10 protein-coding genes are annotated in these 12065 nt (G+C 56.1%); 8 read left to right on the top strand and 2 right to left on the bottom strand.

All coding sequences use genetic code 11. The features are described 5' to 3' along the window. The first annotated feature begins 504 nt into the window (after positions 1 to 504). From LG409_RS13825 to LG409_RS13840, 4 genes are all read left to right on the top strand, one after another. Entirely contained in the window at positions 505 to 2175 is a 1671-nt protein-coding gene (locus LG409_RS13825; RefSeq protein WP_189464155.1) for a methyl-accepting chemotaxis protein, read from the top strand. Positions 2176 to 2367: 192 nt separating this feature from the next. Beyond that, positions 2368 to 4029, top strand: coding sequence for a methyl-accepting chemotaxis protein (locus tag LG409_RS13830; RefSeq protein ID WP_227406914.1), 1662 nt, complete (start codon positions 2368 to 2370; stop codon positions 4027 to 4029). Between the two features lie 251 nt (positions 4030 to 4280). Then, a complete protein-coding gene (locus LG409_RS13835) occupies positions 4281 to 5954 on the top strand; it encodes a methyl-accepting chemotaxis protein (RefSeq protein ID WP_096922441.1) in 1674 nt (557 codons plus the stop codon). Between the two features lie 158 nt (positions 5955 to 6112). Then, positions 6113 to 7768, top strand: coding sequence for a sensor domain-containing diguanylate cyclase (locus LG409_RS13840; protein WP_227406915.1), 1656 nt, complete (start codon positions 6113 to 6115; stop codon positions 7766 to 7768). Here LG409_RS13840 and LG409_RS13845 read toward each other — a convergent pair. Then, positions 7746 to 8333, bottom strand: a complete 588-nt coding sequence (locus tag LG409_RS13845) for a DUF1415 domain-containing protein (protein WP_227406916.1) — start codon at positions 8331 to 8333, stop codon at positions 7746 to 7748. The two genes, LG409_RS13840 and LG409_RS13845, sit on opposite strands and share 23 nt — an antisense overlap. A gap of 88 nt (positions 8334 to 8421) precedes the next feature. Beyond that, the gene (locus LG409_RS13850) at positions 8422 to 9090 is read right to left on the bottom strand and encodes a GntR family transcriptional regulator (RefSeq protein ID WP_039176828.1); all 669 of its coding nucleotides are present in this window, start codon (positions 9088 to 9090) and stop codon (positions 8422 to 8424) included. A gap of 215 nt (positions 9091 to 9305) precedes the next feature. Between LG409_RS13850 and LG409_RS13855 the strand changes: the two genes are divergently transcribed. From LG409_RS13855 to LG409_RS13870, 4 genes are all read left to right on the top strand, one after another. Further along, a complete protein-coding gene (locus LG409_RS13855) occupies positions 9306 to 9863 on the top strand; it encodes a chromate transporter (protein ID WP_016914715.1) in 558 nt (185 codons plus the stop codon). After that, entirely contained in the window at positions 9860 to 10390 is a 531-nt protein-coding gene (locus LG409_RS13860) for a chromate transporter (RefSeq protein ID WP_039176834.1), read from the top strand. The genes LG409_RS13855 and LG409_RS13860 overlap by 4 nt, the downstream gene beginning before the upstream one ends. Positions 10391 to 10504: 114 nt before the next feature. Further along, a complete protein-coding gene (locus LG409_RS13865) occupies positions 10505 to 11485 on the top strand; it encodes a Bug family tripartite tricarboxylate transporter substrate binding protein (protein ID WP_227406917.1) in 981 nt (326 codons plus the stop codon). Positions 11486 to 11589: 104 nt separating this feature from the next. Beyond that, on the top strand, positions 11590 to 12060 hold the full coding sequence (locus LG409_RS13870) for a tripartite tricarboxylate transporter TctB family protein (RefSeq protein ID WP_227406918.1): 471 nt from the start codon (positions 11590 to 11592) through the stop codon (positions 12058 to 12060). Positions 12061 to 12065: the final 5 nt, after the last annotated feature.

Genomic DNA, 12065 nt, shown 5'->3' on the forward strand with positions numbered 1-12065 from the left:
TTTTATTGAATTATCACCAGCTTCCAAATACTGCTGAGCACCGCTGACACGACACAATTTTTCACATGGGCTGATTACCCTAGCGTAGGCCAAGCGGAGAAAAACCACACGCATCATTCAAGGCAATAAGGGCATGAATGTGGACACCATAAGCCCTTTTTCGGCATCCATGGTTGAGCACATGCCTGCATCGTTAAAGTAGCTTTACCTAAAAAAGACAAACTCTATAGTGCCTATAAAAACCTCACACATTACCCAAAACCATTAAATCAAATATAAATTAGCTAATTAAATATCAACACAAGACAACACTACATAAATTATGACAATAAAAATCAAATAATTACCAAAAGAAACAAAGTCGCTAAAAGACGCCGACAAGCTATAGCACCTTATAGTTTAAAACAAGAATTTTAATTTATGTTAAAACCAATCAAACAACTGCTATCTTGAAGCACCCACATTAACGTCACTTCAGGCGTTGGGTCACAAAAGGAAAGGGACATGCAAAATCTATCGGTCAAACGGCTGATCTCAGGGGCCTTGGTAGCGCTGCTGATCATGCTGGTGGTGGTAGGTGGCTTGGGCTACAAGGGAGAGCGCGAAGCCGCTTTCAGTCTCGAAGAAATCAATCAAATCAGTGCTCAGCAGTCTAGCGCGGCAGCGCGAGCAGAAGCCAATCTGATGGAGATGCGCGTTCGCCTGGAGCGTCTGTCGCAACACTACGCAAATGGCCTGGAGAGCCGCGTAGCGACTGCGTTGGGCCATGCTCAGGCGAGTCTGTCGGTTGCCGATACACGGATGGCAGGACTCAATAGCGTGCCCACGACGCCTGGCACGCAGCGGCATACGTATTTAGCCGCCATTAATGAAGCCTACAACAATATAACTCGCCCCGAGTTCAGAAGCGATTTGGCCAATGGAAACTATAGCGAGCTAATAAATTACAAAGAAACGATCAACGACGGCTTCGTTGCCTTTGGAGATGCCGTCAGCAACTTCAATAACTATGCGCTCGATCGAGGAGAGGAAGTCACCAGTGAAACATTACGAGATAGTCAAATATTGGGAATCACTGTCGGTATTTTAGTGCTCACGGCACTCGGTATCTATGCCGTGATGCAAGTGACCATCAATCGACATTTGGTATCGCCGTTACAGCGGGCCGTGCAGATTTGTGAAAACATTGCCAAGGGCGACCTGACCAGCCATATCGAAGCCCGCGGGCGCAATGAGATGGGCCGCTTGTACAGCGCCATGGACGACATGCAGGAGCGTCTGGAAGAGATGATTGGCACGCTGAACCAGAGCAGTTCCGCCGTGGCCAGCAGTTCACAGCAAATTGCCAGTGGCAGTCAGGACCTGGCGTCACGCACCGAGCAGCAGGCGGCGGCACTCCAGCAAACCGCCGCCAGCATGGACGAGATCTCTTCCATCGTGCGCCAGAATGCCGATACCGCAAGCCAGGCGGAGCTGTTGACCCAGGACGCATCACGCAAAGCCGAAACGGGCCAGCATAAATCGCAGCAAACCAGCCAGTTGATGCATGGGCTGGAAGAAAGCTCCAAACGGGTCAATGAAATCATTCAAGTGATCGACTCCATCGCCTTCCAGACCAATATCCTGGCGTTGAATGCCTCCGTGGAAGCAGCCCGTGCAGGCGAACATGGTCGTGGCTTTGCCGTCGTGGCCAGCGAAGTGCGCTCGCTGGCCACCAAAACCTCCAACTCCTCGAAAGAAATTCGCACCATGATCGAGGACATCTCCCAGCGTATCGTGGAAGGGGCCAACCAGGCCCAGGAAAGTGGCGAAAGCATGGAGGAGATCAACCAGGCGATTCTGCGCGTCACCGACATGATGCAGGAGCTGGCCCTCTCGGCCAAGGAGCAGGAAGCCGGCATCAGCCAGATCAGCACCGCCGTCTCGCAGATGGATTCCGCCACTCAGGAGAACGTCTCACTGGTAGAAGAGACCAGCACTGCCTCCGCCTCATTGCAGGACGAAGCCTCACGACTGGCCGAGCTGGTCAGCGAGTTCAAACTCAAACGCGCCAGCGAGCACCACGCCAACACCGGACTCCCACTGTCGGTACAGCGAGCGTTCCAGGTCGCCTCAGCGCCTAAACTAGCATCTCCTACCCACCGCTCCACCACCCCGGAATGGGAAGCGTTTTAACGACCACGTTATAACATCGACTTAAATAATTAAGGAGAGCCTAACATGGCTCTCCTTTTTTATTTTAATCATTCCATCCTAAAACGCTTTACTATCAATACGACAAAATCTAAAGTCACGCCCCTATAACTAAAATAAATCTATACAAATCTGACCAAGCAATTACCCTAGGAAAAAGAAATGATCAAGAACATGTCCGTCAAATTCGCAGTGGCGGGGGCCTTGGCTGCGTTACTCATTGCGCTGTTAATCATTGCTGTCGCAGGCATTATTGGTGAGAGAAGTGCAGTACGAAATTTAAACTACGTCAATGAAATAGCGGCTCACCAAATCACCTATATCAATCGTACCGAAGTCAACCTGATGGAAATACGTATCCGTCTGGCGCGCTTTGGTGAGTACTCACGTACTGGGGAACACCAGGCAGCTCAAGAATCATTGCGTCTGGCGCAAAATGCGTTGGCATTGGCAGATAGTCGTCTCAATCAACTACTGAGCACCGACATTCCTCAAGACGACCCACGCAGCACCCTGTTGAATTCGTTCGAGAGCTTGTTTCATCAGGTTCTCAATAGTGACTTCAGAAGCGACTTGAGCAGTGCCAACGTCAATGCGCTCATGGAGCACAGAGAGCGCATCAATCAACAGTTCGATGCCATCACTGAAACCGTTCGCCTTTTTAACGACTTGGCTCAGGGAGTATCGAACGACTTGATTGCCGATACGGAGCGCTTCAGCCTGTTCATTACCGTGCTGAGCTGTATTCTTATCGCACTGGCTATCGGGATTTATATTTCGGTACAGATAGGCATCAATAAACTGGTCGTTGGCCCCCTAAAGCGGGCGGGTACTGTCTGTGAAAGTATCGCCAAAGGCGACCTGACCAATACCATCGAGTCTCGCGGTAATAACGAAATTGGCCAGCTCTATCGAGCATTGCAAAACATGCAGAGCCAGCTGCAAGCCATGGTAGGCACCCTTTCCCAAAGCAGCGCAGCCGTGGCCAGCAGCTCTCAGCAAATCGCCAGCGGCAGTCAGGACCTGGCGTCGCGCACAGAGCAGCAGGCGGCGGCACTCCAGCAAACCGCCGCCAGCATGGACGAGATCTCCTCCATCGTGCGCCAGAATGCCGATACCGCCAGCCAGGCGGAGCTGCTGACGCAGGATGCCTCCAAGAAAGCCGAAACGGGTCAGCAAAAGTCGCAGCAGACCAGCCAGTTGATGCACGGCCTGGAAGAGAGCTCCAAGCGGGTCAACGAGATCATTCAGGTGATCGACTCCATTGCCTTCCAGACCAATATTCTGGCCCTGAATGCCTCCGTGGAAGCGGCCCGTGCAGGCGAGCATGGGCGAGGCTTTGCCGTCGTGGCCAGCGAGGTGCGCTCGCTGGCCACCAAAACCTCCAGCTCCTCGAAAGAAATTCGCACCATGATCGAGGATATCTCCCAACGTATCGCGGAAGGGGCCAACCAGGCTCAGCAAAACGGCGAGAGCATGGAGGAGATCAATCAGGCGATTCTGCGCGTCACCGACATGATGCAAGAGCTGGCGCTCTCGGCAAAGGAGCAGGAAGCAGGCATCAGCCAAATCAGCACTGCCGTCTCGCAGATGGATTCAACGACTCAGGAAAACGTCTCACTGGTAGAAGAGACCAGCACGGCTTCAGTATCCTTGCAGGATGAAGCCTCACGCTTGGCCGAACTGGTAGGCGAGTTCAAACTCGAACGCGCCAGTCATCATCAGGCCAGCACCAGGCTCCCGCCAGCGATAAAGCGAGCGTTTCAAGCAGCCCCGACACCTGCGTTGGCCTCTCCCGCCCACCGCTCGGCCACCCCGGAATGGGAAGCGTTTTAACCTATTGTCGAGCTTAGAAAACCAAGGGCCCGTACATGACGGGCCCTTTTTTATTCAAAAACGATACAACTCTCTCAAACTGTTCAACAAAATTATTACAAAATAATTTTTATATTAAAAATCAACATCTTATAAAAGTAAAAAAATGTCACACCCACTCTCATAAAGCGTCCAAATGTGCCGATAATGAGAAAGCGGGCCTCCCCTGCCTGCCCTGACTCGATCCCCCTATCGCACCTGAGAAGACCACCATGCGAAATATCTCTGTCAAACACTCCCTGGCAGCGGTGCTTGCCCTGTTGCTGATCGCTCTACTGGCCATTGCCACGACGGGCATTCTTTCCAAACTCAGTGTGATGGAAAGCCTGCGCGAACTGGACGAGGTGGCAGCACAACAAGTTGCCGCGATTAACCGAACAGAAGTCAACCTGATGGAGATGCGCCTGCGCCTGGCTCGCTACACCGCTTATATGGATGAGGGTGCCACTGGCCAAGCGCAAGAAGCCCTTGAACTTGCCCGTGCCGCATTGGAGCGCGCGGATACGCGGTTCAGCGAATTTACTGCCATTGAAGTGCCTCCCACGGCCATTCGGGCACCGCTGATTGCTGCCATCGTCGATTATTACCCGCGCATGATCAATGATGCCTTTCGCAATGATATGGCTGCGGCCAACTTTACCGGCTTGGCGCAACATCGCGAGCGCTTCAATGCCGAATTCGATACCTTGACCGACTCGATCCGTGCGTTCAATAGCCGTGCGCAGGCGCTGGCTGCCGAAGAAATTGCCCAGGCTGAGCGCTTGCATCATTTAACCTTGATCTTCAGCGGCGCCTTGATTTTCCTGGCCATTGCCCTGTTCATTGGCGTACAGATCGGGATCAATCGAATGATCGTACGCCCCTTGCAGCGGGCCGTTCAGCTGTGTGAAAACATCGCCCAGGGCGATTTGACCAGCGATATCGAATTGCGGGGCAATAACGAGATTGGTCGCCTGTACAGCGCCATGCATGACATGCAGGCCAAGCTGCAAACCATGGTGGGCACCCTGGCCCAAAGCAGCAGCGCCGTTGCGGCCAGTTCGCGCCAAATCGCCGGAGGCAGCCAGGATCTTGCCTCACGCACCGAACAGCAGGCCGCTGCCCTTCAGCAGACCGCCGCCAGCATGGATGAAATTTCGTCCATCGTGCGCCAGAACGCCGATACCGCTTCGCAGGCAGAACGCTTGACCCAAGACGCCTCGAAAAAAGCCGCGAATGGCAAGCAGGAGTCCGAGCAGACCAGCCTGCTCATGCGTGACCTGGAAAGCAGCTCGCAAAAGGTCAATGAAATCATTCAGGTCATCGACTCCATTGCTTTCCAGACCAACATCCTGGCATTGAATGCCTCGGTAGAAGCCGCCCGAGCCGGCGAGCACGGGCGCGGCTTTGCGGTCGTGGCCAGCGAAGTACGCTCGCTGGCCACCAAGACGTCGAACTCCTCGAAAGAAATTCGCACCATGATCGAGGATATCTCTTCGCGCATTGCCGATGGCGCCGATCAAACGCTGAAAAATGGCGAAAGCATGGAGGAGATCAACCAGGCCATCGTGCGGGTCAACGATATGATGCAAGAGCTGGCGTTGGCGGCCAAAGAGCAAGAGTCAGGCATCAGCCAGATCAGCACCGCCATCGCCGAGATGGACTCCGCCACCCAAGAGAACGTCTCGCTGGTGGAAGAAACCAGCACGGCCTCGGCGTCGCTGCAAGATGAAGCCTCTCGACTGGCAGAACTGGTGGCAGCTTTCCGGCTGCATCATTCAACGCAACGCGCCAGCCACACGCTCCCGACGTCTCGCCCGGCTCCGCGGCTACGCCAAGCCGCCACGAGCGCCCAATCATCCAAGCGCCCCCCTTCCCACGCCGAGCCGGAATGGGAAGAGTTTTGATCGCCGCCTCGTCCAGGGCGTTCTAGCGGCATCACGCTATCGATAACCCCATGACGCAGGCCAAGCTGGCCTGCGTCATTGCCCTGCTCTATCGTACAAAAATTAAAATTGCGATAGGGTAGCCCTTTTCCGCTGCTGACTGCCTCCCTGGCCTCCCCATGCCGACACCCTATACTTCGTTACGCCGCCTGCCGCTTCGCACACGCATCATCGGCTTGATTACGGCGCTCGTCTTTACCATCACGCTGTTGCTGAGTTGGGTCGCCTCTCGCGAAGCCGCGTTTCATCTGGAACGTCAGATTGGTGACGCCAGTGCCAACACGGCGTATCAAATGGCAGATAAGTTGAGCCGCAGCATGGATGCTCGCATCAAGGAGGTGCAGTTGCTCCTGGGCATTCGTGACGCCATGGGGAATTCCGATGCCCCGTTGACACGCCTCCAACTCGAACAGCTACAGCGCAACTACGAGGTGACCTCATGGATTGGCGTGACCGACGCGGAAGGAGTCGTTGTCGCCGCCACAGGGGGCATACTCGAAGGCCAGTCCATCGCGGCTCGGCCGGTGTTCATGGAAGGCCGACAAGCCCTCTGGATTGGCGACGTACATGAGGCTGTCCTGCTGGCCCAACTGCTGCCCAATCCCAGCGGCGAGCCGATCAAGTTCGTGGATATCGCGGCACCGCTGCTCAATGGGCAAGACCAGCTACTTGGGGTCTTGGCCGTGCACCTCAGTTGGGATTGGGCGGCACAGGTAAAAGCCTCGATGTTCACCCCCGCCCTGCGTGAGCAGCAAACGGAGCTACTACTGCTTTCTGAAGAGGGTTCTGTGATTCTGGGGCCCCCTGACCTGCTGGGCGAAACGCTCACGTTTGCCCCGGCCAGTGGCACGATGTCCAGTGCTACTTGGGACATTGAAACCTGGCCCGATGGTGAAGATTACATGACCGGCTTGGCACCAAGCCAAGCCTTTGGTGCCTTTCCTGGCTTGGGTTGGATCGCCATTAGCCGTCAGCCGGTGGACACGGCCTTTGCCCCTGTGGCGCGGGTACAGGAGCTCATTTTAGGCACCGGTTTACTGATGGCGCTGATGTTCTCGATTATCGGCTGGATTTTTGCAGCACGCCTGGTGGCCCCGTTAACGCGCTTGGCCCGTTCAGCCGATCATATTCAAACCGCCCAAAGCCGCTGTGCCATCGAGATCGAAACGGGATCACCTGAGCTGGAGCGCCTCTCCACCTCGATCCGCAAAATGGTCGAGCGCCTGCAGGACCAGCGCCAGACCATCAATCAACTGGCGGACCTGGTGAATACCGACCCACTGACCGGACTGCCCAATCGCACCTTTCTGAATCAGTACTTGCAGCATGCCCAGCCGGAGGCCCAGCGCCAACAGCAGAACCTGATCATGCTGATGTTCGATCTGGATGGCTTCAAGAACGTCAACGATACACTGGGGCATCATGCGGGTGATCTATTGCTGATCGAAATCACTCAGCGCTTGAAGACCGCCCTGCGCAGTGGTGATGTGGTCGCCAGGCTGGGCGGCGATGAGTTCCTCATGGTCATCAAGAGCACGCCAGAAAACAGTCACTCTCTGGCCGAGGAAGTCAGCCAGCGCTTACTCACTCAAATCGCACTGCCTATCGAATTGCCCGGCAACATGACCGCCCAAGTCGGTTGCAGCCTGGGCGCTGCGGTGTGGCCCGAACATGGCATGGACATTCAACAGGTCATACGCCATGCCGACAACGCGCTGTATCAGGCCAAGCACCAGGGCAAACATCGCCTGGTCATTTATCGACCTGACCAGTAAAACAGCGCTGCCACTGCTGCTCCAGCGCATCTTGGCCCATCTCGGAGAGGTAAGTGATGTTGCGTTCCGGAATGGCCGCCGTATCGCCGTAGAACTCGATGGCTTTTTCCACGCTGGCTTCGCGTAATACGTGGATCATCGGGTGCGGCGAACGGTTGGAGTAGTTGGCGGCCTCGTCGGGGTCGGCATCGGCGAAGCAGTAATCGGGGTGGAACGTCGCCAGTTGATACACGCCCTCATACCCCAGCTGTTCCAATAGCTGTGCCGCCAGTTCCACGAAGTCCAGGTAGTGGTCGAAGCTTTTGAACAGCGTGGGAAACACCAGCAGGCTGGTTTCTGCCTCTGGGTGGGCATCCAGCCACTCGAACTCGGCGACCAGCTCCTCCAGCGCAATATCCACCTTTTTGGAGCGCACGACTTCCACACGCACCGCCTCGCGCTCCAATTCACGCTTGGCAAAGGGGCAGATATTGTGCCCGACGATGAAGTTGGCCACCCAAGTGAGCGTCTGGGCAACGACCAAGGCATCGTCAGCGTGATGCGAAGCAGAGGAAGCGGTATCCATAAAGCTATTCCTAAAAACGATTACTAAAAACCATCTCTAAAAAATGATTCTTAAAAACGATCCCTAACACTCTTTTGGAACCCTACCATCAAGCATGCTGGTGGTATCGCGCCAGCGCGACTTCGTAGGATTTGTGGATATGGTCGTCCATTAATGCCCGCGCAGCAACCGCATCACGTTTCAGGGCAAGCTCTACCAGCTGATGATGCTGATCGTCCAGTTCCTGACGGATGGTGGGCATTTTCGGGCCTAGCCGACGGTAGCGATCGAACTGGTCGTGCAACTGCTCGATGAAGCGCAGCAGCCACACCGAACCGCAGGGCGCCACCAGCGTACGATGAAACTGGGTGTGCAGCCGCTCCCACTCTTCGACGTTTTCCAGCGTGAGATCGGCGCGTTTGAGGCGGTGTGCCGCCGCCAGTAGATCGGCTTCCCATACCGCATCTCCGTGGGCAATGGCACGCTCCAGCGCCATGCCTTCGAGCTCGGTGCGCATCCGAGCAATGTCGTCCAGCTCTTCTCGGGATAGCTTGGGTACTCTGAAACCACGCTGATTCTCCTGAATCAGCAGGCCATAAGCTGCCAGCTTGTTCAAGGCTTCACGTAGTGGGCTCAGCCCCACCTGATACTGCTCCTTGAGCGCATTGATGGCCAGCTTCTCCCCTGCCGCAAAACGCCCCGCGACCAAATCACGGCGCAAAACGTCGTAAATGGAGCCAGGCACTTTCTCTGCGGAGAGCTGAATATGTTTGTTCATTACCGAGTCCTCAGGCAGGTTTTTCTCTGCATCGGTTGGCGGAGATGATGAGACCAAGTGTTGACGCCCCTCGACAGGCTCACCTATATTCTATTTTAGACAAGATAATCGATTTTTTAACCTACAAACGATCAAAGAGTCATCCGCATGCCATTCGACCCCGCTTCGGCCGTTGCCACGCCGTCCTCGAAGACGTTTACACAGGCGTTCGACACATGAAACAAACCGCGCTCTTCTGGGCTTTTTTCAGGGTGGGCATTTTTGGCTTTGGCGGTGGCCCCTCCATGATACCGCTGGTGCATGCAGAAGTCGTGACACGCCATCAGTGGCTCACCGACGAGGAGTTTGCTGATGTACTGGCGATTGGCAATACCCTGCCGGGGCCCATTGCCACCAAGATGCCAGGCTACATTGGCTACCGCGTGGCGGGCATCAGTGGGTGCGTGCTCTCCGTGCTGGCAGTGGTGTTGCCCATGCTGATCGCCATGGTCGTGATGCTGGGTGCTTTCAGTCGCTATCGCGACATTGGCTGGATACAGGGCATGGGGCAGGCCGTGATCCCGGTGGTGATGGTCATGATGGGCCAGCTCACCTGGGATTTCTTCGATAAATCACGCGCCGCGCTGGGCTGGCTGGTCAGTATTGTCATGGCCGTCGTCGCGGGCGGCGTCATCTACTGGCTTGGCGTTCACCCAGGCTTCGTCATCGGCGCCATTCTGCTGGCAGCGCTGTTGCGGCCAAACCGCCAAGCGCGCTCGAAGGAGGCCGCATGATCTACTGGGAGCTGTTTCTGGCATTCTTTATTCCCAACATCGTGGGTTACGGTGGCGGGCCGGCCATCATCCCGCTCATCGAGGCAGAAGTGGTTGGCCGCTACGGCTGGATGAGTTCGCAGGGGTTTGCCGAAACCCTGGCCCTGGGTAACGCGCTTCCCAGCCCTATCGCCACCAAGATGGCGGGCTATATCGGCTATGAAGTCGCTGGCCTGGGAGGTGCCGCCGTTGCCGTTGCCGCGACGGTGGTTCCTTCCCTGCTGCTGATGATCGGAGCACTGGGGCTGCTCTACCGCCACCGTGAATCGCCCAGGGTCAAGCGCATGAGCCAGTGGGTACGCCCGGTCATTGCCATCATGATGGCGTGGCTCACGCTCAGTTTCCTGCTGGAAAGCACCGCCAGCAGCGGCATCGTCCACACCCTGATCATCGGTATCGTCGCGGCCATCGCGCTTGTGCGATTCAACACCCACCCCGCTTTCGTTGTCATCGGCGCACTGGTTTATGGAGGGCTCTTTCTGGGCTGATCTTGACGTTTCACTGCATACAACAAGAACCCGAAATGGGACCACGCGCTCACCCTGTCACTGCTGAAAGGCAGTGGCCCACCACACCAACTCAATCAAAAAAAGGTGTATCACATGACGCGTTCGACACTTGCTCTCAGCACTACCCTGGTAGCCATTGGCCTCAGCGCCAGCATGGCGTTCACTTCCAATGCCTTCGCCGACTATCCGGAGCAGGACATCCGGCTGGTCATTCCCTATGGTCCTGGCGGCGCCACGGACATCATCTTCCGGTTGATTTCCCAAGAGGCCGAACAGCACCTTGGCACATCTATCGTACCCATGAACATGGCTGGCGCAGGCGCGACACTGGGTTCGCGTAACGTCAAGGATGCCACGCCTAACGGCTATACCCTGCTGGGTAGCCATGACACCATTGCCCTTTCCAAGCTGGCTGGAACGGTCGACTACTCTTTTGATGCCTTCGAGCCGATCGCTCTGCTGACGCAAACCATCAACATTCCCACGACCTATGCCGGGCACCCGGTGGAAAGCGCTGCCGACATCGCCGAATACGTGCGTGAGAATCCAGGCCAGGTGCGCTTCAGCATGATCCCCAGTTCGACGGACCACTTCTTCTGGGCACAATTTTTCCAGGAGGCCGGAATCGATATGGCCGATATCCGCCTGGTGGGTTACCCGGATACCGGCGAGCAGGTTTCTGCGCTGATGGCCCAGGAGATCGACTTCGCCATGTTCAATCTTCCGTCCGGGGGCGCCTTCTACCAGGACGGCACCTTTGTGCCGCTAGGCATCGCTCACCCCGAGCGGCTGGACAGCTTGCCTGACGTAGCCACCCTGCGAGAACAGGGCATCGAGATGGACCACTCCACCAGCCGCGGCATTTTTGCGCCCAAAGGCACTCCTCAGGAAATCCTCGACACGGTGGCTGCCGCGTACGGCCAAGCGCTGGAAAACGAACAAGTGCAGAGCCGTATCGAGAATGAATTCGGGTCTGTGGTTCGCTTCCTGGCAGGCGACGACTATCAAGCGTTTTTGACGGAGAACGAGGCAGCGCTATCTGCGGCAGCTGAAAACATCGATTTTCAGAACTGATCGACTCGCAGAGAGCTGCTTCATCACGTACTGACGCTTTATAGGTCTCACTCTGTCATTGGCCCCTGCGGCAAGCACCCCAGGGGCCTGTGGAGGCATCGCTAATGCAAACGCTTACCAAAGACCGCGCACTGGCGCTGGCGCTGCTCTTGATCGTGGCTGTCATGTGGGTGGAGTCGAGTTCCATCAGGCCCCCCACCAGTTGGCAGCCCTATGGCTCAGCGCTCTTTCCGCGCATATTGCTGGTCACCATTGCCCTGCTGTCACTGGTGCTTCTTGTGCGCACCTTCTTTTCCCCTGCCACGCCGCCCCCTTCGTGGTCGGCAGCGGTTTCTCACTGGTTCAACCGGCGGAAATCGGTACTGGCACTTTTTGGGATCTTCGGGCTGTACGCCGCCCTGCTTCCCGTACTCGGGTACATCGTTGCCACGATGGGGTTCATGGTGGCCTCGCTGGCGCTGCTGCTAGGTATGGACTCGCGACGCAAGTGGCTGATCAATCTGGGTATCAGCGGCACGCTGGTACCGTTGGTCTATATCATTTTCCGCTATGGCCTCAAGGTCTGGCTCCCCTAACGGCG

The sequence above is a fragment of the Halomonas sp. NyZ770 genome, assembly GCF_020616575.1.
Classification (GTDB): Bacteria; Pseudomonadota; Gammaproteobacteria; order Pseudomonadales; family Halomonadaceae; genus Vreelandella; species Vreelandella hamiltonii.